This window comes from Sorangium sp. So ce693, assembly GCF_051521375.1.
GTDB lineage: Bacteria > Myxococcota_A > Polyangia > Polyangiales > Polyangiaceae > Sorangium > Sorangium atrum.
This window is the reverse complement of record NZ_CP150347.1, coordinates 630,782-653,475: the sequence shown is the minus strand read 5'-3', so window position 1 is coordinate 653,475 and position 22,694 is coordinate 630,782. Positions and strand designations below refer to the sequence as shown.

At 73.3% G+C, this 22,694-nt stretch carries 17 protein-coding genes; 8 read left to right on the top strand and 9 right to left on the bottom strand.

All coding sequences use genetic code 11. The features are described from left to right. Positions 1-901 precede the first annotated feature (901 nt). Positions 902-1,903, top strand: coding sequence for a squalene/phytoene synthase family protein (locus WMF14_RS02555; protein ID WP_437798579.1), 1,002 nt, complete (start codon positions 902-904; stop codon positions 1,901-1,903). On the opposite strand, the gene WMF14_RS02550 is transcribed toward WMF14_RS02555, so the two are convergent. From WMF14_RS02550 to WMF14_RS02530, 5 genes are all read right to left on the bottom strand, one after another. After that, positions 1,891-2,259, bottom strand: coding sequence for a response regulator (locus WMF14_RS02550; protein WP_272097540.1), 369 nt, complete (start codon positions 2,257-2,259; stop codon positions 1,891-1,893). The two genes, WMF14_RS02555 and WMF14_RS02550, sit on opposite strands and share 13 nt — an antisense overlap. Then, positions 2,256-4,400 (bottom strand): HAMP domain-containing sensor histidine kinase, encoded by a 2,145-nt coding sequence (locus WMF14_RS02545; RefSeq protein ID WP_437798577.1) that lies wholly within the window; start codon positions 4,398-4,400, stop codon positions 2,256-2,258. The genes WMF14_RS02550 and WMF14_RS02545 overlap by 4 nt, the downstream gene beginning before the upstream one ends. A 287-nt stretch (positions 4,401-4,687) precedes the next feature. Next, positions 4,688-5,398: a glycosyltransferase family 2 protein gene (locus WMF14_RS02540; protein ID WP_437798576.1), complete on the bottom strand. Its 711-nt coding sequence runs from the start codon at positions 5,396-5,398 to the stop codon at positions 4,688-4,690. Between the two features lie 95 nt (positions 5,399-5,493). Continuing rightward, positions 5,494-5,931 carry a rhodanese-like domain-containing protein gene (locus WMF14_RS02535; protein WP_272097537.1) on the bottom strand — a complete coding sequence of 146 codons (438 nt, stop codon included), beginning with the start codon at positions 5,929-5,931 and terminating at the stop codon, positions 5,494-5,496. 33 nt (positions 5,932-5,964) lie between these two features. Continuing rightward, on the bottom strand, positions 5,965-7,188 hold the full coding sequence (locus WMF14_RS02530) for a DUF1015 domain-containing protein (RefSeq protein WP_437798575.1): 1,224 nt from the start codon (positions 7,186-7,188) through the stop codon (positions 5,965-5,967). 247 nt (positions 7,189-7,435) lie between these two features. On the opposite strand from WMF14_RS02530, the gene WMF14_RS02525 reads away from it, so the two are divergent. Both WMF14_RS02525 and WMF14_RS02520 read left to right on the top strand, forming a co-directional pair. Next, the gene (locus tag WMF14_RS02525) at positions 7,436-9,094 is read left to right on the top strand and encodes a helix-turn-helix domain-containing protein (protein WP_272097535.1); all 1,659 of its coding nucleotides are present in this window, start codon (positions 7,436-7,438) and stop codon (positions 9,092-9,094) included. 76 nt (positions 9,095-9,170) lie between these two features. After that, positions 9,171-10,598: an ArnT family glycosyltransferase gene (locus tag WMF14_RS02520; protein ID WP_437798574.1), complete on the top strand. Its 1,428-nt coding sequence runs from the start codon at positions 9,171-9,173 to the stop codon at positions 10,596-10,598. Between the two features lie 40 nt (positions 10,599-10,638). Here WMF14_RS02520 and WMF14_RS02515 read toward each other — a convergent pair whose 3' ends face one another. Further along, complete coding sequence (locus WMF14_RS02515; RefSeq protein ID WP_437798573.1) at positions 10,639-11,661, bottom strand: OmpA family protein; 1,023 nt, start codon at positions 11,659-11,661, stop codon at positions 10,639-10,641. 151 nt (positions 11,662-11,812) lie between these two features. Between WMF14_RS02515 and WMF14_RS02510 the strand changes: the two genes are divergently transcribed. The 3 genes from WMF14_RS02510 (at position 11,813) to WMF14_RS02500 (ending at position 15,534) form a co-directional block, all read left to right on the top strand. After that, positions 11,813-12,766 (top strand): LysM peptidoglycan-binding domain-containing protein, encoded by a 954-nt coding sequence (locus tag WMF14_RS02510; protein WP_437798572.1) that lies wholly within the window; start codon positions 11,813-11,815, stop codon positions 12,764-12,766. Beyond that, positions 12,763-13,995 (top strand): serine/threonine-protein kinase, encoded by a 1,233-nt coding sequence (locus WMF14_RS02505; RefSeq protein ID WP_437798571.1) that lies wholly within the window; start codon positions 12,763-12,765, stop codon positions 13,993-13,995. Before WMF14_RS02510 ends, WMF14_RS02505 begins: the two co-directional genes overlap by 4 nt. Before the next feature lie 93 nt (positions 13,996-14,088). Beyond that, the gene (locus WMF14_RS02500) at positions 14,089-15,534 is read left to right on the top strand and encodes an Ig-like domain-containing protein (protein ID WP_437798570.1); all 1,446 of its coding nucleotides are present in this window, start codon (positions 14,089-14,091) and stop codon (positions 15,532-15,534) included. Between the two features lie 3 nt (positions 15,535-15,537). Here WMF14_RS02500 and ftsH read toward each other — a convergent pair whose 3' ends face one another. Continuing rightward, positions 15,538-17,397, bottom strand: a complete 1,860-nt coding sequence (gene ftsH / locus WMF14_RS02495; protein ID WP_437798569.1) for an ATP-dependent zinc metalloprotease FtsH — start codon at positions 17,395-17,397, stop codon at positions 15,538-15,540. Positions 17,398-17,671: 274 nt separating this feature from the next. Here ftsH and WMF14_RS02490 point away from each other — a divergent pair, with 274 nt between their 5' ends. Next, positions 17,672-18,631 (top strand): DUF58 domain-containing protein, encoded by a 960-nt coding sequence (locus WMF14_RS02490; RefSeq protein WP_437798568.1) that lies wholly within the window; start codon positions 17,672-17,674, stop codon positions 18,629-18,631. Then, positions 18,628-20,757 carry a VWA domain-containing protein gene (locus WMF14_RS02485; protein ID WP_437798567.1) on the top strand — a complete coding sequence of 710 codons (2,130 nt, stop codon included), beginning with the start codon at positions 18,628-18,630 and terminating at the stop codon, positions 20,755-20,757. The genes WMF14_RS02490 and WMF14_RS02485 overlap by 4 nt, the downstream gene beginning before the upstream one ends. 122 nt (positions 20,758-20,879) lie before the next feature. On the opposite strand, the gene panB is transcribed toward WMF14_RS02485, so the two are convergent. Both panB and WMF14_RS02475 read right to left on the bottom strand, forming a co-directional pair. Beyond that, positions 20,880-21,827, bottom strand: a complete 948-nt coding sequence (gene panB, locus WMF14_RS02480) for a 3-methyl-2-oxobutanoate hydroxymethyltransferase (protein WP_272097526.1) — start codon at positions 21,825-21,827, stop codon at positions 20,880-20,882. Positions 21,828-22,062: 235 nt separating this feature from the next. Next, positions 22,063-22,692, bottom strand: a complete 630-nt coding sequence (locus tag WMF14_RS02475; RefSeq protein WP_272097525.1) for a GNAT family N-acetyltransferase — start codon at positions 22,690-22,692, stop codon at positions 22,063-22,065. Positions 22,693-22,694 lie beyond the last annotated feature (2 nt).

The following is a 22,694-nucleotide window of genomic DNA, read 5'->3' as shown; positions in this document are numbered from 1 at the left end:
TTTGCATGTCTGGTAGCCCGGCCCCCCACCGGCGGGCGGCCATCGTGCGCCAGCGACGCAACGGCGGCGGTGAGCGGCGTCACCGCGCCAGGAGCACGCTTCGGCGAGCACCGACTCGATCGTCCACGTCCACCGCGTGATGGATCGGTGGACGTGGTTCCCGAGGGCCTCTCGTCCGGTCCATCCACTCTGTCTGGAGCGGACGCCCCTCGGGCGCACCGAGCGCGGATGACCGCTTTGGGCCGTGGTCACAACCACAGATCTGGGCCGTTCACCGCAGCGCGCACGGCGCGATAACAACCGCTGAATCCCCCCTGTCACGAGCGCGTCTAGCATCGCGTCCGGTCGCGAGTCGGAGCGTTTCCGTCGCGCCGTTCACCGCGGCAGACCGAGCAGCAGAGAGAGGCTCGCCCCCGGCGCTCACGCGCCGTCACGTGGGCACAGGTGCCATCCGCCAGGAACTCCGGGATAATCCATGTGCCTAGAACGCCTGACGTACCGCCGAGACGGAGCGAGAAGGGGCCGAGATGTCAGGCCATCACTGATGTTATCCGTTGGACAATGTACCGACCCAGGGTATACACCGACGATCATTGACGGCGTGTTCCCAACATACCGGCAAAAGACACAAGGAATCCATGCATTATCTCCGGCGCCCGTGCCCTGGACGACGAATTTCCGCGTCGACTGGGAGACGATAAGGCCTCATAAAGGAAGGCGAACGGGCGTCACCGCGCATCTCTCGGAGGATCGGAAAGTTCTACACGGTAGAGAGCCACCATCCATCACCGACGCAGGCGCCCAAAGCAAACAGGGCGGGCCACGTCCATAATCGCCAGTGACCGCGCGAAGCCAGGGCGACACCGGCGACAAGCACGTTCAACGTGCGGCACTCGACATCGTGAAACCTATTCAACACATCTCCTCTCGACTGCCCTACCTGCCCGCTGCTGCACCGGCATCGGAGCAGACTCCCTACCAGCCGATCTCGGCGATCGTCGGCTCATCGCACTATCGCGCCCTGTCGGACGACGCGTTGAAAGACGAGGACAACGCCGCATGGGTGCTCGGCCTCACGCCCGACGTGAAGCGGGCGTGGCTCGACCGCATCCGCTGGATCCGGATCGTCGATCGCCTCGCCGAAAACGAGCGCATCGAGCCGCACGCGCGGCGGTTCAGCCGCTTCATGGTGGCGTGGAGGCGCGTCCGTTCCTGCGGCTTCGTCGATCCGTGCTGCCCCTTCGCCCGCGAGCTCTCGGCCATCCACGCGCTGTGGCTCCGCGGCCCCGCGCCCGATCGTCCCGACCCGGACGACATGCAACCGCGCGCGCTCGCCGCCTGGGACGCCTACCTGCTCGCCCTCGCCGACTACCACGCTCCCAGCCTGCTCATCCGCACCCTGAAGGAGCACGACACGATGCTGGGGCGGCTGTCAGGCCATATCTTCCAGCTGGTTCCGTTCCTGACGAAGGAGCACTGGGACGCGGCCGGGGAGTTCGGTCGGCTCGATCAGTTCTTCAACAACCTGAGGGACATGCAGGAGGACGCCGATCGCGGCATCTGCTACCTGCCCGAGGAGGAGCTCGCGCGCCATGGGGTCACGCGCGCTCAGGTGATCTCCGGACGGTGCGTCGATACGCCCGGATACCAGGCCCTGATGCGGTACTGGCTCGATGAGGTCATGCCTGCGCTCTACGCGCGCGCCGCGCCGTTCATCGAGGCGCGCGGCCTCCACCCCTCGCTCCAGATCATGAGGGAGTGGAGCCTGCGCCGTTATGCCCGCATCACACGGGTGTTCCGCGCGACCGGCTTCGATCACCGCCGGTTCCCCGCGCGGTACTGGGCCGAGGTGCGGCGCGACCTCGCCGAGCGGCGGCAGCTCCTCCGCGCTCACCCTGTGTAACGCCTCACCGTCGAGAGGAGCGCGTCCGGCTCGAACGGCTTGCCGAGCCACGCGTCGGCGCCGACCTCGGCCGCCCGCCGGTGCGCGTCCGCCGCGGCGGTGAGCACGACGATGGGCGCCTGACGCCCGTGCCGGACCTCGAGCTCGCGCGCGAACTCCGGGCCGTTCATCACCGGCATCTTCATGTCGAGCAGGATGAGATCCGGCAGGTCGTGCTCCAGCTTGGCCAGCGCCTCGCGACCGTTGCATGCGATCTTGACCCGGTACCCGCCCTCCTGGAGCACGAGGGCGACGAGCGCCACGAGATCCGCGTCGTCCTCCACGAGGAGCACCGTCTTTGCGTGTCTGTCGCTCATCGTCGATCGGCCGCGGGGGCCTCGCTGCTGAGTGGAATGGTGAAATAAAACGTGCTGCCGCTGTCCTCCTCGCTCTCGAACCAGATACGGCCACCGTGACGGGTGATCATGTCCTTCGCAAGGAACAGCCCTATTCCCATGCCGCCGTAGTCGTGTCGGGTGTCCGTGTGCGCGCGGAAGAAGCGCTCGAAGATCCGCTCCTGCTTGTGGGCGGGGATGCCGACGCCGCGGTCGCGCACGGACACGACCGCCTCGTAGCGCGGCGCCGCGCCGTGGCGCTGCGAGAAGAGCGCGGCGTCGCAGGAGGACGGCGGCGACGACGCCGGCGCGCGCTCGGCGACGGCGACGCGCACGTCGACGTCGCCGCCGTCGGGCGAGTACTTCACCGCGTTGTCGAGCAGGCTCGCGAGCACCTGGCGCAGCCGCTCCGGATCGGCGCGCACGACGGGCGGCCGCTCGGCGTCGAGCGACATCCGCACCCGGTGCCGGCTCGCCGACTTCGCGACGCGGTCGACCGTCTCCTGCACGAGCTCCTTCAGATCGACGTCCTCCTCGGAGACCTGGAGCACGTCGAGCGTGACCTGCGAGATGGCCAGGAGATCGTCGACGATGCGGTTGATCCTGTCCGCACCGCGGTCGATGGCCTCCAGCATCTTGCGGCGCGGCGCCGGCAGATCGTTCGTGTTGCGCAGGAGCGCGAGCGCGTATCCCTTCATGATCGCGACCGGCGTCTTGAGCTCGTGCGCGCCGACCCGGATGAACTGATCTTTGACGAGATCGAGCTCCATGAGCTCCGTCACGTCGCGGGCGACCGCGACCGCGCCGAGGACCGCCCCGCCGTCGCTGCGGATCGGCGCCGCGCTGGTCCGCAGGAAGACGTCGCGGCCCGCGCGGCCGTCCGCGAGCACCTGCTCTTCCTGCACGATGGTCTCGCCGGCGAGCGCCCGCACCATGGGCAGCTCCTCGCGCGTGAAGGCGCGACCGTCGCTGTGGCGCACCCGGCCGAGGTCCATCACCTCCTCGACCATCCTGCCGGCCTGCTCCGAGCGGCCCGAGAGGCCGAGCAGCCTGAGCCCCGAGGCGTTGATCATCGTCAGCCGGCCCTGGCGGTCGCACGCGAACACCCCCTCGACGAGGTTGTCCAGCACGGCCCCGAGCTGCGCCGCGCGCTGCGCCGCGTCCTGCAGCAGGCGCTCGCGCTCCGCCAGGTAGCTCCGCGTGCGCCGGGACGACGCCTCCAGGCGATCGACCATCGCGTTGACGCCGCCCGCCAGCGCGCCGATCTCGTCATTGAAATAGACCGGGATCCGCTCCAGCCGGTCGACCTCGCCGCGCTGGACGATCTTCTGGATGACCGCGGCGACCTGCTGGAGCGGGCCCGCGAGGGCGCCTGCGAGGAAGCCCGCGCAGACGGGCGCCCAGGTGACCGCGACCATCGAGAAGATCGCCAGCGTGAGCTTCAGGCCGGGCTTGGCCGGCCCCGCCGTCTCGCCGAGCACCATCGCCGCCATCCAGCTCGTCGGCGCGATGGCGAGGCAGGCGCCGAGGATCACGAGGCGGACGGCGAGCGAGTATCCCTTGCCGGGCATGGAGAGGCCGCGCTCGCGCGCGATGAGCGAGATCACGCCGGCGGCGGGGGCGAGCAGGCGGCCGAGGATGCTGTAGGCGAGCGGCAGCGCGGCCGCGAACAGCGCCAGCGCGAACAGGGCCAGCGCGACGCCGCGCTGGACGCCGAGCGGGCTCTGGTCCGGCGCGATGAAGTAGAGCGCCACGGTGACCGGCAGGTACAGGAGCCCCCACGACACGGCCCAGACCGTCGCGAACGCGAGCGGGGTGTCGTAGGCGGCGCTCGCCGCGGCGAGGACGACCTCCTCCGGGGGCGCCGCGCCGCCGCTGCTCGAGTCCTCGAGGCCCGCGCCGCTCTGGAGGCGATGGACCACGGCGTACTGCCGCAGCCGCTCGATCGGGCGCAGCATGTGGACGAGCAGCGCAATCAGGCCCCCCGTCTTGACGAGGTACATGAACCCGATGAGCCCGAGCAACCGCGCCTGGACCGCCGAGTCCACGACGCCGAGGAGGCGCAGGTGAGCGACCGGGACAAGCAGGCTGTACGGCAGCTCGATGCCGAACGCATAGGCCACGACCCGAGGCGTGAACGACGGAGTCCGCGACCTCCCCGGATTCCAGATTCTAGCCCAGGCGGCTCGGCTGATGGCCACGTCCGTCACCCCCCTTGTTGAAGCATGGCTGCGGGGTTCGCGCCTCTCGGGCCCCCTCCGCGCCAAGTCGATGAGTCAGGTCGCCAGGCAGCTTTGCTATGAAAACCAATGAGCGAGTTGTCGACCGTTTTACGCAGTGGCACGTGTCGATTCGATCGACTCCAACTCACACGTTCCGTCCGCGCCCGGGCGCTCTGCGGTTTTCCTGATCAGCTCAGGGACTGCCTTATGGCGTTCCTGGCGATCAGGAAAAGAATGGTAAACACGTGGCGCGCGCGCAGGCCGCTCGCCTCGCCGCGGTAGACGGGACGCACGCTGACCTCGCGGACGCGGAGCCGGCGAGCCGCGAGGGCGGCGAGCAGGTCGTTCGGATACCCGTAGCGGGGCCAGAGGCCGTCGAGGTCGAGCGCGTCGATCGCGCGCGCCGAGATGGCGGTGTACCCGCACTGGCTGTCGGAGAGGGCGTCGAGCCGCGCTGCACGGCGGGTGAGCGCGGCGAGCGCCGCCGTCGCGGCGAGCCGCTGGAGAGGCATGACGCGCCACACGTCGGGGTGGCGCAGCCGATCGCCCTTCACGTAATCGGCTTCGCCCGAGGCGATCGGGGCGACGACGCGCGGGAGATCGCGCGGATCCATCTGCCCGTCGCCGGCCATGACCGCGACGGCCGAGGCGCCGAGGGCGCGAGCGCGCCGGTAGCCAGCGACGATCGCCGCGCCGACGCCGCGGCACTCCGGGTGGACGAGCACCTCGAGGCGCTCGTCCCCGACCGCGCGGGCCACCTCGGCCGTGCCATCTCGACTGGCATCGTCCACGACGATCACGTGGTCGACAAAGGCGGGGACCGACCCCGCCGCCTCGGAGATCCATCGCGCTTCGTCCCGCGCGGGGATGACCACTGCGACGCGCGCACCGTGGAGCACGCGGATTCCTAGCGGAGCGAGCGGCCTCCGGCAACGCGCTCGGCGCTGCGACGGCGCGCTCGGCGCCGCGGCGCGGGCCGTGCGCGCCGGACGTATTACTTGCCAGCGCTCTTGCGGAGCTCGGCGTACGAGCCGCCGGGCGTTGTCGTCTCGGCGGGCAGCCCGGCCGGCCCCCACCCCGGCTCGGTGATCGCGCCGAACGCGTCGCGCGGCCCATCGAAGCCGGCGCGTTGCTCGATGACGGCCGTGTAGCCTGCCGACACCATGGCCTCTGCCGCGCGCATCGAGCGCTGTCCGGACTTGCAGCCAACGATGATCTTCGCGTCCCTGGGATAGAGGGCGCGGACCACATCGAGGAAGTCGGGGTTCTGCTTCATGCCGCCGGCGCCGGCGTGCATGAGCGGCACGTTGTGCGCGCCGCTCGGGTGCCCGGCCGCATATTCGGGCTCGCTCCGGACGTCGAGGTAGAGATACCCCTCCTCGTCGATGAGCTTCTTGGCCTGCTGGGGGGATATACGCTTGATGTCCGCCATGGGGCGCAGTCTAGCCCCGGCGCGGCGCGCTCGTCAGAACGTATGAATGAAGAGCCCGCTGCGGAGCTTCGGCTCGAACCACGTGCTCTTCGGCGGCATGAGCAGCCCTGCGTCGCTCACCGCGAAGAGCTCGTCGATCTGCGTCGGATAAAGGTGGATCGCCATCGTGAACGCGCCCGAGTCGACGCGTCGCTCGAGCTCGGCGACGCCGCGGATGCCGCCGACGAAATCGACGTGCTTGTCGCGGCGGGGGTCGCTGACGCCGAAGATCGGGCCGAGGATCTGGTCCTGGCAGATGGAGCAGTCGAGCGAGGCCACCGGGTCTCTCGCGTCGAACGACCCCGGGCGGACCCTGGCGGTGTACCAGCGACCGCCGAGGTAGAGCCCGAACGTCCGCGGGCCGGCAGGGGTCGCGGCCGCGCCGTCCCTCGCCGGCGCGATGTCGAGCCGCTCGCCGAGGGCTGCGAGCAGCGCCTCCGCGCTGCGGCCGGCGAGGTCCCGGACGACGCGGTTGTACGGCATGATGTTCATCTGGTCGTGCGGGAAGACCACGGCCAGGAAGACGTCGTGCTCGCCGCCGTCGCCGCGCAGCTTCCTGTGGACGCGCGCCGCCGCGGCGCTGCGGTGGTGGCCATCGGCGACGTAGAGCGTTGGGATCGCCTGGAAGCGCTCCTCGATGTCGGCGGTCGCCGCGCGGCCGAGGACCCAGAGCTTGTGCTCGACGCCGTCCGTGGTCGTGAAATCGTAGATGGGCGGCGACTGCAAGGCCTCCGCGACGGCGCGGTCGATGCCCGCGTCGGCGCGGTACGTGAGGAACACCGGCTCGTCGTGGGCGCCGAGCTCCTCGATGTGGCGGGTGCGGTCGTCCTCCTTGTCGGGGCGCGTCTTCTCGTGCTTCTTGATGACGTCCTGCTCGTACTCGGCGACCGCGGCGCAGCCGACGACGCCGATCTGCCGGTGATCACCCATCCTCTGCGCGTAGAGGTAGAGGTGCGGCTCCGGGTCCTGCGCGAGGTCGCCGCTCGCGATGAGATCGGCGAGGTTCTGCGCGCCGCGGGCGTAGACGGCGTCGTCGTGCTCGTCCGTCCCCTCGGGCAGGTCGATCTCGGGCCGGGAGACGCGGAGGAAGCTGTGCAGGCCTCCCGCCGCGAGGACGCGCGCCTCGGCGGTCGAGATGACGTCGTACGGCGGGCTCGCGACGCGAGCCGCCTGGGCCTGGGGGGGTCGGTAAGCGCGGAAAGGTCGGACGGTGGCCACGGAGAGCGCCTAGCCCAGCGGCCTGGGCGCGTCGAGGCGGCTCGCGCGGCGGGAGCTGCGGCAGGCGGGGCGGGCAGACCGCGCGCGACGGTGCGGGCCCCGGCGACGACGCCGAGCCCCGGCGACGGCGACGCTGATGGCCGCGCGCGGCGCGTGCTAGGAGGGACACGCGCCGCGAGCCGCTCGCATCCGCTCGCCGCCGCACCATCCCGCCCGCGCACCACCGCGCGCCGCACGAAGAGGAACCTTGTCCAGCTCCGGTGAGTCCTACCCTCCGCCGCGCTATTCGACCCTCCCGCCCGGCTCGGCGGACGACGATCTCCCCCTCCCGGGCGAGATCACCTCGTTCTCCAGCTCGCGATCCCGGCGCGTGATCGCCGTGGGGGGCGGCCGCGGGGGCGTGGGCAAGGCGACGCTCGCGGTCAACCTGGGGGTGTACTTCGCGCAGCTCGGGCGCGACGTGATCATCATCGACACCGACGCCTACAGCCCGGGGCTGCACGCCGCGCTGGGGATCGAGGCGCCGCCGCTCGTCACGCGCGAGGACATCGAGGAGGGCAAGGCCGAGCCGATCGCGACCACGGTGCCCGGGCTCCGGCTCGTCCCGACCGCGTACGATCCGATGACGGCCACGCCGCACCGGCCGAGCCGCGCCGCCTACTGGATGAAGATGATCCAGGAGCTCGACGTCGACTACGTGATCGTCAGCCTCGGCGCGGCGACCGGCTCCTCGACGCTCGACCTCTTCCTGCACGCCGACGTCGGCATCTGCGCCACCACGCCCGAGCCGCTCGCGGTCGAGCACTCCTACCGCTTCTGCCGCGCGCTCTACCAGCGCACCTTGCGCCGGGCGCTCATGAAGGAGCGCTTCAAGATCCGGCTCGTGGAGAAGGTGGCCGCGTCGCTCCCGCCGCTCGCGACGCCGCGCGACTTCATCATGGAGGTGAAGCGGTTCGACGAGGGGGTCGCGTCGCTCGCGGCCGCGCAGCTGCCGCGGGTGAAGCCCCACCTCGTGGTCAGCCAGACCCGGCACCGCTCGGACCTGGAGCTCGGCCCCGCGATGAGCGCCGTCTCGGAGCGCTTCCTCGGCATCTCCCTCGACTACCTCGGGCACATCGAGCACGACGACGCGGTGTGGCTGACCGCGCGCCGGCGCCAGCCGCTCCTCATCGACAGCCCGACATCGAAGAGCGCGCGCAACCTCGAGCGCGTGGCCCGGCGCATCCTCGCGCTGCTCGCCGCGCGCGACTCCCGCCCGGCCGAGGCGCACGCGCGCGCCCTCGCCGCCGCCTCGAAGAGCGCCGCGCCGCTGACGCTCTACGACGCGCTCGGCCTCGCGCGGACGGCCGCCGACGACGAGATCCGGCGCGCCTACAAGCGCCAGCGCGACACCTACCGGGAGGGGAGCCTGCCCGTCGTCAGCGTGCTGAGCCCCGCGGTGCTCCAGAAGGAGCAGGCGCGCATCGAGGAGGCGCACGACACCCTCCTCGATCCGGTGCGCCGCCGCGCGTACGATCTCTCGACCTACCCGGACGATCCGCGCACGCAGCTCGGCCCGGTGCGCGCCGAGAACGCCGCCGCCGTGGCCGAGCTCGCCATGCTCCAGGCCGAGCTCGCGCGCGAGATCAACGCCGAGACGCAGTTCAGCGGCGCGCTGCTCCGCAAGGTGCGCGAGTCGCAGGGGGTCGAGCTCACCGACATCTCCCAGCGGACCAAGATCTCGCTCGCGCACCTCCAGGCGATCGAGAACGAGGCGATAGGCGACCTGCCAGCGACCGTCTACGTACAGGGATTCGTTCAGGAAATTGCCAAGTACCTGCGGCTCGATCCGGCGCAGGTGGCGAAGACCTACATGCGTCGCCTGCGCGAGATCTCCGCGGGCGCGCGCGCCAAGCCGCATGGCTGAGGCGGCGCGCGCCAGCGACGGGGCGGCGCGACTCGGACGTGGGCGCGGCGAGTACGGCGGGCGCGACGGGCGCGGCATGTCAGAGCGCGACGGCGGGGATCTCGCGTTCTCGGCGCTCGCGTTCGCGCTCGCGCTGCTGCCGCGGCTCTACGTGGCGATCGCGTGGGCGCGCGAGCCCGTGTGGGACGGCCATTACTACGATTTCGGCGCGCGCCGCATCGCCGCCGGGCTCGGCTACTCGGACGATCTCATCGTCGGGGGCCAGGCGGTCTGGCATCCGTGGTGCCATTACCCGGTCGGCTACAGCGGGTTCCTCGCCCTCGTCTACCGGCTGTTCGGCGCCGGGCCGCACGCGGCGACCGTCGCGAACGCGGTGACCGGCGCGCTGCTCGTCGTCGTTGTCCACCGCCTCGCCCGGTACGCGACGACGCCGGCGCGCGCCCGCGTCGCGGCGCTCCTCGCCGCGCTCTCGCCGGGGCTCATCCTCTATGCGGCGCTCCTCATGACGGAGCCGCTCGCGGCGCTCGGCCTCGTGACGGCGCCGTGGCTGCTCGCGCGCGACGCCGCGCGCGGTCGCCCGGCCCGCGGCGCGGTCCTCGCGGGCGTGGCGCTCGGGCTCTCGGCGCTTGTGCGGCCCCAGAGCCTGCTCTGCGCGCCGGCCCTGGCGCTGCTCTCGTGGCGGGGCGCCGGCGGGGCGCGCGCCGCGTGGAGGCGCGGCGCGCTCACCGCGGCGCTCTCGGCCGCGACGGCCCTCGCCGTGGTGGCGCCGTGGACGATCCGTAACTGCCGCGTGATGGACGGCTGCGCGCTCGTCTCGACGAACGGCGGCTGGAACCTCGCCATCGGCGCGTTCCCGCGCGCGACGGGCCGCTTCGAGACGCTGCGCGCGGGCGACGGCTGCCCGATCGCGCGCGGCCAGGTGGCGCAGGACCGCTGCTGGATGGCCGCCGGGCTTCAGTGGATCAAGGATGATCCAGGTCGCTGGCTGGCCCTGATCCCGAGGAAGCTGGGCTTCACCTTCGATCACGAGTCGTTCCCGATCGGCTATCTCGGCGAGGCGGACCCTGGGGCGTGGCCCGAGGAGCGGCGCGCGGCGGGGCGCAGCGTGCTCACGGCGTCGCACCTCGGCCTGCTGTCCGCCGCGGCGCTCGGCGTCGTGGCGATGCCGCGGCGGAGGCCGCGGCGAGAGCTCGCCGCGCAGCTCCTCGCGCTCGCGGCGGTGCTCGGGCTGGTCGCGCTCGGGGTGTTTGGCGACGGGCACGCGTTCTGGCCGCTCGCGGTGGCGATCCCGCTGATCGCCGCGCTGCCGCTTCCGGGCCGGCCCGCGAACGGGGGCGTCGTCGGCTACCTCGCGTTCGCGGTCGCGTCGGTGGCGCTGACGCACGCCGTCTTCTTCGGCGAGGACCGGTATCACATGGTCGTGACGCCGGCGCTGTGCATCCTCGCGGCATGCGCGCTGCGGCGTGGCGAGGCGGCGGCCGCGGGGCAGGCGGGCGATCGGTGATGTGACGCAGGCGGCGCCCGGAGGCGCTGGAGGCGACCCGTCAGGGCTTTGGCGCCGCCCCGCTCGGGCCGCCTGCTTTTTCCTTCTCCAACGCTTCCTGTTCCATCACCAGGCCGATCTCGATCCGCCGGTTCTGCGCCCGCCCCTCCGCGGTGGCGTTCGTCGCCGCCGGCGCGAACTCGCCGTATCCAGCCGCGGACAGGCTCCCGGGCGCCATGCCCTCCGCGATCAGCGCCTGGACCACCGCCACAGCGCGGGCCGCCGACAGCTCCCAGCTCGACGGGAGGCGCGCGCCCTTCCCCTTCTTGCTCTTCGCGTCGCCGCCGTCGTCGGTGTGCCCGGCGACCTGGAACCTGTGCTCCGGCATCGTCCGCAGCACCGCGGCGATCTCGGCCAGCACCGCGCGCCCCTCGCGCTGGATCTCGGCCTTCCCCGCGGCGAAGAGCGTATCGCTCGGCACCTCGATCACGAGCTGCCCGGCGCGGAGCCCGACACGGACCTTCCCCGCGGCGACAGCGCCCTTGAGCCGGTCCACGGCGTCGCGGATCCCGGCCGCCCGCGCCTCCGCCGCCGCCTGCTTTCGGCGCAGATCGTCGAGCTTGGCCCGCGTCTCCGCGAGCTCCGCCGACAGGCTGCCCCGCTCCCCGGCGAGCTGCCCCACGCTCTGCCCGGCGCTCCGGAGCCGCGCCGACAGCTCCTCGTTCATGGCGACGAGCTCGTCGAGCCGCCGCGCGAGCCCCGCCTCGGCCGTCGTCGCCTCGGACAGCCTGAGATCGCGCGCCCGGAGGTCATCCGCCAGGCGCGCCAGCTCCTCCTCGATGGCGGCGACCTGCGCGGACCGCTGCGCGGACTCGGCGCGGGCGCTCTGGGCCTCGGCCCGCGCCTTGTCACCCGCCTCGCGCTCTCTCCGGATCTCCGCGCGTGCCTCGTCGTACAGCGTCTGCCGGACGAGGCAGCCCGGCGTCGCCAGCCCCAGCAGGCCGGCCATGAGGAGCCGCGCCGCCGCAGGCGAGCGCCGCGAGAGCCACGTCGGGATCCTGCCGGCCGTCGTCGTGTCGTTCATGCGTCGCGCGCACTCTGGCACGAAACGACAGGCGCGACGAAATCGTGGCAAACGTTCCCCGCGAGCCGTCGCGAGCGGTCGCGAGCCGTCCCACAGCGCGCGAACCCCTGGTACCCTCGGCGGCGTGATGCCTCGGCGAGCTTGGTTTTCCGTGGGCGCCCTCGCGGCGACGACGCTTGTCGGCAGCGCCGCGGCGGCGTTCCCGCACGTCGTCCGCGAGGGCGAGACCCTCGCGCAGATCGCGGAGCGCACTTACGGGCGCGTGCAGATGGAGCAGGTGCTCGTCGCCGCGAACGCGCTCGACGCGGGCGCCGGCGTGCCGATCATGCCCGGCCTGCGGCTGGAGGTGCCCGCGCTCGCCCACCACCGCGTCACCGCGGGCGAGACCTGGGCGATCCTCGCGGAGCGGCTGCTCGGCACCGCCGACCGGAGCGACGTCCTCGCGCTCTCGAACGACACGTGGCCCTGGCTCGAGCCGACCGACGGGCAGGAGATCATCGTGCCGTACAACCTGCGGTACGTCGTCGGCCAGCACGACACCCTGCTCACCATCGCCTATCGCTTCCTGGGCAAGCGGGACCAGGCGTGGATGCTCGACAAGTACAACCACCTCAAGCAGGACCCGCTGCGCCGCGGCATGGTGATCCTCGTCCCGCTCACGGATCTGCCGCTCACGGCCGAGGGCAAGGCCGAGGCCGCGAGCTCCGGCGCGCTTGTGCGCTCCGAGGGGGCCGGCCGCGCGCGCGACGCCCAGCGCCGGGTCGACGCCGAGCTGCCGCAGCTCGCCGGCGACGTGCGGAGCGGCCGCTACATCGACGCCGTGGCGCGGGCGAGCCGCCTGCTCGGCTACGGCGATCTCGCCCGGGTGCAGATCGCCACGGTGCAGCGGCACCTGCTCGAGGCCTACGTCGCGCTGGACGCCACAGGGCTCGCCGAGACCGCGTGCGCCGCGTGGCGCGAGGCCGATCCCGCCGCGCGGCTCGATCCCATCGAGCTCAGCCCGAAGATCGTGCGCGCCTGCACCTCGTCGACGGAGCTGCACCTCAGGGCGCCTTCGCCGGATCCCGCGCCGCCGATCCCGGCGGACGCGGGCGGTGGGCGGTGACCTCGCAGCAGCCCGCGCCCGATCGCCTGCCCGCCGGGCACGGCGTCGCGTCGCGGTACACCGTGGAGTCCGTCATCGGCGAGGGGGCCTCCGGCGTCGTCTACCGCGCCACCCGCGACGAGGACGGCCAGCCCGTCGCGCTGAAGGTGATCCACAGGCACCTCTCGGGAACGCCGCAGATCTTCAGGCGCTATCACCGGGAGGCCGCGATCCTGGAGCGCGTCGAGGGCCCTCACGTCGTCCGGATGCTCGACTTCATCGAGGAGGGCGGGCTCCTCGTGATCGCGCTGGAGCACATCGACGGCAGCTCGCTCGAGGAGTTCCTGCGGGACCACGCGCCGATCGGGATCGACCTGGCGATCGAGATCGCCCTGCAGATCTGCGCCGCGCTGGAGACCGCGCACGCGGCGGGCGTGGTGCACCGCGATCTCAAGCCGGCCAACGTGCTCATCGAGCGCCCGGGCGAGCACGCCGCCGCGCCGTCACCCTTCGCGGGCCGCGTCCGCGTCGTCGATTTCGGGCTCGCGAAGGTGGTGCACGGCGAGCAGCAGACGACCGGGCTCACCGAGAAAGACATGATCTTCGGGACGCCGGAGTACATGGCGCCGGAGCAGGTGCGCGGGGAGGACGTCGACCCGCGCAGCGACATCTACGCGCTCGGCTGCATCCTCTACGAGATGGCGGTCGGCGCCGTGCCGTTCAGCAAGCGGACGCCCATCGCCGTGATGACGGCGCAGATCGCCGAGCAGCCGCTGCCGCCGCGCGCCAGCGAGCGCTCCGGGCTCATCTCGGCCGGCCTGGAGGCGGTCATCCTGAGGGCCCTCGCCAAGAGCCCTTCCGAGCGGCACCCGAGCGCCAGGGCGTTCGCCGACGCCCTGCGCGCCTGCCGCGAAGAACGGCGCGTCGTGCACCACACCCCCGCGAGCCTCGCGGACGCCGTCTCGATCACCGATCTCGCGCTCGAGCGGACCGGCCTGGATTACGCCGCGCCTCTCCAGGACGGTGCTTCCGCCTCGGGCGTTGGCCACGTCGGCCAGCCGGTTACGCGCTCGGAGAGCGCGGAGAGCAGGGCGCTCCCCGAACGCGCGGCCGCGGTGGTCCGCGAGACGCCCGCTATCGCTGCACCGACGGCGGGCGGCACGTCGCGTGAGCTCATCCTCTGGACCGTGGTGGCCATTCTCTGTGCGGCCGCCGGCATCGTGGTCGGCACGTTGTTCGGGGCGCGCTAGAGCGCCGCCGAAACGCAGCTGGGCCGCGCCTGGCGCGCCGCCATCGGGGGTGCGGCTATGGCGTGGAGCGCGAGGATCGTGGTAATCGTTCTCATGCGTTCCTCGCTGTCCGGCGGCGCTGCCCTCGCGGCTCTCCGCTCTGCTCGGCCCCGGCGGCGGCGCGCTCTCCCCTGCGTCGCCGCCGCGCTCGCCCTCTTCGCCCCCGCGGCCGCGTCGGCCTACGACTCGCTCGCCGTGCCGTGCGCGGACGATCCGCTCCATTGCGCGCGGGGGCCGCTCACGTTCCAGCGCAAAGACGCCATCCCGCTCGAGCTCGACTTCGATACAGGCTGGGTCCCGCCGGGCTCACCCCTGCAAGTCAGCCTCGGGGCGGCGGTCTACGCCAACACCCAGGTCTCGTTGAGCGGAGCGCTCGAGGCGTCATGGCCAGAGGCGCTCGCGCTCAAGGCACCAGGCGCCCCGGGCGGAGGCGCGTTCAGCTGCGATTACGGACTCGATGTCAGCGCACAGGGACGCATCAGCATTTCCGTCCTGGGCCAGGACGTCGACTGGACGGGCGATATCCCCTATGTGCCCCAGATCGATTTCCAGGTGCACGTCCGCGAGCAGTTCGACGCGTGGGGCTGGGCGCCGGGCATCACGCTGGAGAGCTCCACCGAGCTGCAGCGCATTGCGTCCGTGTCGCTCGGCGACGTCATCGGCGGCTCGATCCCCGGAATCGACGGGAGGTTCGAGCTCGACCTCGCGATGGACGTCGCGGCCCGCTACACGACCCATCGCGTGGCCATCGAGACGCTCGATCAGGCCACGGTGAGCGGAGGCGACGTCACCCCCGAGGGCGGGGCCTCCTCCGTGGACTACCTGGGAGGCCCGTCGGTCGAGCTCAACGTTCGTCCGGAGGGCTCGGTGCGGTACGACGGCACGCTCCACCTCGTCCCCGCGTTCAGCGTCATCGTGCTGGGCCGCTCGTGGTCGATCCCGCTCGTCGACATCCCGCTCGCCTTCCCGCTCACCGAGCGGGAATGGGTCTTCGAGAGCGAGCGCGTCCATGTGCCGCTCCCGGACCTCGCGCTGGACAAGCAGGAGATCGATTTCGGCGCCGTGGAGGTGGGGCAGGCCAACGTGGAGCTCGTCCGGCTGTCGAACGCAGGGGAGGCGCTGCTCGATGCCGTCGTGACGACCGACGACCCGGAGAGCTTCGAGCTCGCGGACGCGGCGCTCGGGATCGACCCCGAAACGGAGGTCGACTTCGCGATCCGCTTCGCGCCGAAGGCGAGCGGCGAGCTCGCGGCGACCATCCTCGTCGAGTCCAACGACCCCGACCGACCCGTGCAGAGGATCGCGGTGCGAGGGATCGGCGTCGGCGAGCCGGAGGCCCCGGCAGGCGGCGGCGAGCTCGCGGAGGAGGACGGCGGCTGCGCCTGCCGCGCGGCCGGCGGCGCGCCGCGCGAGGGCGCCGGCGGCCGGGCCTGGGCGGCCGCCGGCCTGTCGCTGGCCGCGCTCGCGGGCGGCCTGAGGCGCCGGCGGCGCGCGGCCTGAGGCTCATGCCGCGCTCGGCGGGCCCACGGCGATCTTCCGGCGCGTCGACACGGCCGCGATCTCCGCCAGATCCTCGCCGCGCAGCGTCTCCTTGAGCACGAGCGCATCCGCGACCGCCTCGAGGCCCTCGCGGCGATCGACGAGCAGCTGCTTGGCCTTCAGGTACATCTCGCCGAGCCGCTCCCTCACCTCCTCGTCGACCTCGCGGGCGGTCTCCTCGCTGCACGTGCGCTCCTCCTGGATCACGCCGAGCATCGGCGCGCCGACGGTGCGCGCGAGCGCGGCCAGCCCGAGGCGCCGGCTCATCCCGAGGCGGGTCACCATCTCGCGGACGAGCGCCGTGGCGCGCCCGAGATCGTCGTGCGCGCCGCTCGACACCTGCCCGAGCGCGATCTCCTCCGCCGCCCTGCCGCCGAGCATCACCGTGACGCGCGACTCGATCTCCTGCTCGGTGGCCAGCTGACGCTCGTCGCGGGGCACCTGGATCGTCACGCCGAGCGCGCCGATCGTGCGGGCCACGATGGACACCCGCTCCACCGGATCCGCTGCTGGCAGCGCGAGCGCGACGAGGGCGTGCCCGGCCTCGTGGTAGGCCACGCGCCGCCGCTCCTCCGCGGTCATGATCTGCCCGCGCCGCCGGAGCCCGAGCTGCGAGCGATCGAGCGCCTCGTCGAAATCGGCCTGTCCGATCTCCCTGGCGCCGCGCCGCGCCCCGGCCAGCGCGGCCTCGTTGACGATCTTCGCGAGATCGGCGCCGACCATGCCCGACGTGCGGCGCGCCACGAGCCCGAGATCGACGTCCTTCGCGAGCGGCACCCGCCGCGCGTGGACGGCGAGGATCGCCTCGCGGCCCCGCAGATCGGGCCGATCCACGATGACCTGACGATCGAAGCGCCCGGGCCGCAGGAGGGCCGGATCGAGCACCTCGGGGCGGTTGGTGGCCGCCATCAGGATCACGGTGGTGCGCGCGTCGAAGCCGTCGAGCTCGGCGAGGAGCTGGTGGAGCGTCTGCTCTCGCTCGTCGTGGGTCGCGAGGGCGCCGAGGCCGCCCCGGGTCCTGCCCACGGCGTCGATCTCGTCGATGAACACGATGCTGGGCGCGCTCTTGCGCGCCTCCTCGAAGAGCTCGCGGACCCGCGCGGCCCCGAGCCCCACGAACATCTCGACGAACTCGCTCGCGTTCAGCGAGAAGAACGGCACGTTCGCCTCGCCCGCCACCGCCCGCGCGAGGAGCGTCTTGCCGGTGCCGGGCGGCCCGATGAGCAGGAGGCCGCGCGGGATCCGCCCGCCCAGCGAGCGGTACCTCGAGGGCTCCTTGAGGAAGTCGACGACCTCGACGAGCTCGTCCTTGGCCTCATCGACGCCGGCGACGTCGGAGAAGCGCACCGGATCCTGCTTGGAGCGATCGTAGATCTTCGCCTTGCTGCGCAGGAACCCGAGCGGCCCGCCGGCCCCCTGCCCCGCCCGCCGCAGCATCATGAAGAACGCCGCGTTGATGAGGAAGAGCGGCAACAGCCAGATCGCCACCTGCATCCACACCGACGTCTGGGAGTTCTTCGCCTCGATGTGGACCTGCTGGTCGAGCAGCGCCCTCACGATCGGCTCGTCCTGGACGCCGGGCAGCCGTGTCACGCGGACCTGCTCCTCCGGTCGCTGCGGGCTGGCGCGGCGGACCAGCTCGATCTCGTCGGGCTTCACGATCGCCGAGGAGATCTCCCCGCGCCGCACCTCGGCGACCGCCTCGTCGTACGGCACGAGCGGGCGCCCTCGTGATCTGACGATCCCGGAAAGGACCAGGATCCCGACCGCGATCAGCAGGTACCCGAGCCACGCGCGCGACGCCGGCCTCTTCTCGTCAGCCATTCCACGGAGCTGATGTGCGGCGGGCGTCGCCTCGGCAAGCCCTCGCCCCCGGAAGAACGGGAAAGCCCACGAGAAAGCCGCGCGAGGGAGGGAGCCCAGGAGCATCCCCGAGCGCGGCTCAGCGCCCCTGGCGCGCGGCTGCCGCGCCTCCGATGCACGGCAGCCGCGCGTCCACCCGCGGCGCCGACGCGCCGTTGCCGCACGTCCACCCGCGGCGCCGGCGCACGGCTGGCGCGAGGTGATCGCCCCGTGGATCCAGGCTAAGAAGCGGACCGTGCCGCTCGCCTCCGACCGCGCCTCGCTCGCCGCGTTCCCCATCGACTGGGGCGGGCTCGCCCCGCTCCGCCTCAAGTCGCGCGCCGTCGCCGAGGGCGTCTACGCCGGGATGCACCGGAGCGTCCGCAAGGGCGCGGGCGTCGAGTTCGGCGGCCAGCGGCCCTATGTGCCCGGCGACGATCTCCGCTTCTTCGATCGCCGCGCCCTGCTCCGCCACGATCGCCTCATGGTGCGCGAGTTCGAGACCGAGACCGATCGCGCCCTGTGGCTGTGCGTCGACGCGACCGCGTCGATGTCCTACCGCGGCCGGCGCGCGCCCGGCGCCAAGCTGGCCTACGCGGCGCTCATCGCCGCGGCCATGGCCCGCGTCGCGCTCGCGACCGGCGACCCGGTGGGGCTCGCCTGGCTCGGCGGCGCCGGCACCCACGGCCTGCCCGCGATGGCGGGGCGCGAGGCGTTCGAGCGGATCGTCGGCGCCCTCGAGGCCACCTCCGCCGCCCAGGACTGGAGCGGCGACGCCGGCGCCGTCGAGCGCGCGCTCGCGCCCATCGCGAAGAAGGCCCGCCGCGGCGCCGTCGTCCTGCTCATCTCGGATCTCATCGATCTTGCTCATGAATCCGGCGCGGCCCCGTCGGGCGCCGACCGCGCGCTCTCCGCGTTCACGTCGCTGAACACCGGCGGCCGCACGCTGATCGCCCTCCAGGTCCTCGATCCCAGCGAGGCGGCGCTCGACTTCGAGGGCAACGTGCGCCTCCGCGCCCTCGAGGGCGGCGCGGTCGTGGAGGCCGACGCGGGGGCGGTCCGCGCGCAGTACCAGGCGCGCCTCGCCGCCCTGGCCGAGGGCTGGTCGCGGGCGCTCGCGTCGCGCGGCGGCCGCCTGCTCCGCGCGACGAGCGCCGATCCTCCGACCGACGTCGTCCGCGCGCTCGTGCAGGCGATCGCCGAGGTGCGCCGATGAGCTTCGTCACGCTCGGCGCGCTGCTGGTCGCGCTGCTCGTCGGCGCGCCGATCGCCGCGCACCTCCTGCGCCGCCGCCGCGCCGAGGAGCGGCCGTTCCCGCCGGCGCGCCTGGTCCCGCCCACGCCGCCGACGGCGCGGCGCCGGAGCCTCCTCGAGGACCGCGCCCTCTTCGCCACGCGGGCCGTCTCGGTGCTCGCGCTCGCGGTGCTCGGCGCCACGCCGCTCCTGCGCTGCTCGCACCTGTCGCTCAGCCGCAGGGCCGGCGCGTCGGTCGCGCTCGCCATCGTCATCGACGACTCGCTCAGCATGCGGGCGCGCACGGACGGCGCCGAGGGCGCCGCGCGCGAGGGGCGGTCGAGCCAGGCGTCCTCGCGGTTCGAGCGCGCGCTCACGGCCGCGCGCGAGCTCGCCAGCGGCCTCGCTCCCGGCGACGCCGCGGCGCTCGTCCTCGCGGGCGCCCCGGCCCGCGTCGCCCTCGCGTCGACCACCAACCTCGCCGCCGTCAGCGAGGCGCTCGCCGCGGCGGCGCCGTCGGACCGCGCAACCGACATCGACGGCGCCCTCGCGCTCGCTCGCGATCTGCTCCGGGGGCTGCCTCAGAGCGACAAGCGCATCGTGCTCCTCAGCGACCTCGCGGACGGCACGCCCGGCGCCCCGCCCATCTCGGGCACCCCCGACATCGCCACGTGGGTGCCGCTCCAGGAGCTCGAGGCGACGGGCCAGGACTGCGGGATCGTGCGCGCCGATCGATCCGGCCAGAAGGCGCGCGTCCGCGTCGTCTGCACCGCCGCGTCGACCGCGGCGCGCGGGCCCGACATCGCCGTCGCGCAGCGAGACGGCGGCGCGGACGCGCCGCCCGCCGCGGGCTCCGCCGCCCCAGGCGCCTCCGCCGCGGCGGGGCGATCCCTCGAGGTGCGCGCCGGCGACGCCGTGCTCGGCAAGGTCGCGCTCGATCCGGCCCTGCGCGCCGAGGAGCTCTCGATCGACCTCCCCGCCGGGGCGCCCGAGATCCTGATCGCCGCGCTCACCGGCGGCGACGCGATCGCCGAGGACGACCGCGCCCCGATCATCTCCGCCGGCGGCCCGCTCTCGATCGCGGTCGTTGTCGACCCCGCGACCACGCACGTCGAGACGGGCGGCCCGCCGCCGCTCGAGCAGGCCCTCTCGGCGCTCGACCTGGACGCGCAGATCAGGCCGCTGCCCTCGGTCCCGGAGCACGCGGACGAGCTCGCCGCGCACGCCGGGCTCATCGTCGATGACGCGCCCGGCTTCACGCCGGAGGTGCGCCGCTCGCTCGCCGCGTGGATCGAGCGCGGCGGCGTCGCGCTGCTGACGCTCGGCCAGCGCGCGGCCGCGGCGCCGCTCGGCGCGGGGTTCGAGCCGCTGGTCCCCGGCGTCGTCCGCTGGTCGGCCTCCCCGGTGCCCGGCGTGGATCCGGCGACGGCGGGCTGGCTCGGCCCATCCGCGCCCGGCCTCGCCGACGTCGCCCCGCGCGGCCGGGCGACGCTGGGAGCCGAGGCCTCCGAGGGCGCCGAGGTGCTCGCGCGGTGGGCGGACGGCGCCCCGTTCCTCGTGCGCCGCCCGCTCGGGCGCGGCGTGGTGCTGTTCATGACGCTGCCCCTCAGCACGGAGGAGAGCGACGTCGCGCTGCGGCCCGCGTTCCTGTCGCTGCTCGACGGCTTCGTCGGCGCCGCGCGCGCCCGCGGCGGCGCGCGGCGCCTCTCCGCGGGCGAGGTGTGGACGTTCGACGGCTACCACGACGTCAAGGTCGAGCGCGTGCGGTTCGATCGTGACGGGGCCTCGCAGGGCTCGCGATCACGCGAGGCGCTCCCCGTCGCCGAGGTCGAGCGGCGCCTGCGCGTGTCTCCGCCGCTCGCCGGCCTCTACGAGCTCACCCTCGACGGCGAGCGCTCGACGCGCGTCGTGTCCGTCCCGGAGCGCGAGATCGACCTCCGCCCGCGGCGCGTCGCCGAGAGCGCCCGCGCGGCCGAGCTGGGCGGCATGGCCGCGTCCATCGACGGGTCGCCCTACGTCGCGCTGCTGCTGCTCGGATTGCTCGCGGTCGAGCTCCTGCTGCGCTCCATCGCAGGGCGGCAGGAGCCGGCGGAAGGCCGGGCGAGCTGAGGTCGGCCGCCGCGGGCGCGCTCGCCCACGCGGAGCGCGCGCCTGCCGGCGCGGAGCAGCCGGCGTCGAGTCGAGTCGAGTCGAGTCAACCGACCGCACCGCACCGCACCGCGTCGCCGCGCTCAGTGCGTCTGCCAGTGCGGGGGGATCTCGTCCGCCGGCGCGAACTCGGGCTTGGCCGGCGCGGCGGGCACGGTGGCGGCCCGGCGAGGCCCGTTCGGCTTGAAGCTGTGCTCTGCAGCGGGGAACGTGCGCGACTGGACCTCGTCCACGTAGGCGCGCGTCGCCTCCACGATCTGATCGCCGACCTCGGCGAAGCGCTTCGCGAACTTCGGCGTCAGCTCGCGGAACATCCCGAGCAGGTCGTAACAGACGAGCACCTGCCCGTCGCAGCCGGCCCCGGCGCCGATGCCGATCGTCGGGACGGAGACCGCGGCCGTCACCTCCTGCGCGAGATCCGGCGGGATGGCCTCGAGCACGATCGCGTAGGCGCCCGCCTCGTCGAGGATGCGCGCGTCGGCGATGAGGCGCTCGGCCGCCTCGTCGCCCTTGCCCTGCACCTTGAAGCCGCCCATCGCGTGCACCGACTGCGGCGTGAGCCCGAGGTGACCCATCACCGGGATGCCCGCGGCGACGATCCGGCGCACGTGCTCGGCGATCTCCTCGCCTCCCTCGAGCTTGATGCTCTCGAAGCTGCCCTCCTTCATCATGCGCCCGGCGTTCTCGAGCGCGTGCATCGGGGAGAGCTGGAAGCTCATGAACGGCATGTCGCCCACGACGTGGGCCCGCCGCGCGCCGCGCGCCACCGCGCGCCCGTGGTAGCAGATCTCCTCGACCGTCACGGGGAGCGTCGTCGTGTGCCCCTGCACGACCATCCCCAGCGAGTCGCCGACGAGCAGCAGATCGGCGCCGCCCTCGTCGAGCAGCCGCGCCATCGTGAAGTCGTAGGCCGTCACCATCGCGATCGGCGAGACCCCTTTGCGGGACCGGATCTCGGGGACCGTGACCTTCGTCGAGCGCTGCGCTGGCCTGCGTGCGCTGCCGCCACCGTTGCCTTGCGGACCGTACATGTGCCTCCGGGTCGCGGCCGCACTCGCGGTCCACGCCTCGCGACAAGCTAGGGCGGCCCCCGCTGCGGGGCAAGACGCGGCGCGCGGCCGTCGCGGGCGGGCAAGCCGCAATCTTCAGCGTTCTCGCCTGGTTACCGATTGGTCGCCAACCGGTCGCCGGCCGCCCGCGGCGTGCGGCCCGGACGCCGCGCAGCAGCCCCTGCGGCGCGGCGGCGCGATCGCAGGAGCGGCCGGATCAACCGTGGCGCGGGCCGGCGCCGCGGACGGGGTGCGCCGTCCCCGTCGTCCGCGAGCCGCCCGGAGGCGCGGACCTCGGGTTGGTCAGCGCGGTCAGGACGTGATCGCGCCAGGCGCCGTCGATGAACAGGTAATCGCGCGCGTACCCCTCGACGGCGAAGCCGAGGCGCCGGAGCAGCCGGCCGCTGCGCTCGTTGTGCGGCAGGTAGTTCGCCATCACCCGGTGGAAGCCCAGCGTGTCGAACATGTACGCGATCCCCGCCTCGATCGCCTCGAACATCAGGCCCGAGCCCACGGCGCGCTGGTCGAGCGAGTAGCCGAGGGTCGCGGCCTGGAAGGCGCCGCGGACGAACTGCGTGAAGTTGCAGACCCCGATCACCTCGCCGCCGGGCGCGCCGCGCCACTGCAGCGCGAGCCGGAGCGCGCGATCCGCGGCGAAGTCCTCGTGGTCGCGGAGGAGGCGCTCGCGCCAGAACGCCTCGGTGTAGAAGCCCTCGGGGCGCGGCGGATCCCACCGCGCCAGGTGGTCGCGGTTGCGCTCGAAATAGGCGAGGTAGCGGCCAGCGAGCTCGACGGAAGGGATGAAGAGGCGCAGCCGCGGGGTCTCGATACAGACGGGGCTCTTCAAGG

Bases quoted from the DNA above. Each gene is read 5' to 3' on its own strand.
- panB (WP_272097526.1), bottom strand. From the start codon at position 21,827: ATGTACGGTCCGCAAGGCAACGGTGGCGGCAGCGCACGCAGGCCAGCG.
- WMF14_RS02485 (WP_437798567.1), top strand. From the start codon at position 18,628: ATGAGCTTCGTCACGCTCGGCGCGCTGCTGGTCGCGCTGCTCGTCGGC.
- WMF14_RS02500 (WP_437798570.1), top strand. From the start codon at position 14,089: ATGCGTTCCTCGCTGTCCGGCGGCGCTGCCCTCGCGGCTCTCCGCTCT.
- WMF14_RS02520 (WP_437798574.1), top strand. From the start codon at position 9,171: ATGTCAGAGCGCGACGGCGGGGATCTCGCGTTCTCGGCGCTCGCGTTC.
- WMF14_RS02535 (WP_272097537.1), bottom strand. From the start codon at position 5,931: ATGGCGGACATCAAGCGTATATCCCCCCAGCAGGCCAAGAAGCTCATC.
- WMF14_RS02550 (WP_272097540.1), bottom strand. From the start codon at position 2,259: ATGAGCGACAGACACGCAAAGACGGTGCTCCTCGTGGAGGACGACGCG.
- ftsH (WP_437798569.1), bottom strand. From the start codon at position 17,397: ATGGCTGACGAGAAGAGGCCGGCGTCGCGCGCGTGGCTCGGGTACCTG.
- WMF14_RS02515 (WP_437798573.1), bottom strand. From the start codon at position 11,661: ATGAACGACACGACGACGGCCGGCAGGATCCCGACGTGGCTCTCGCGG.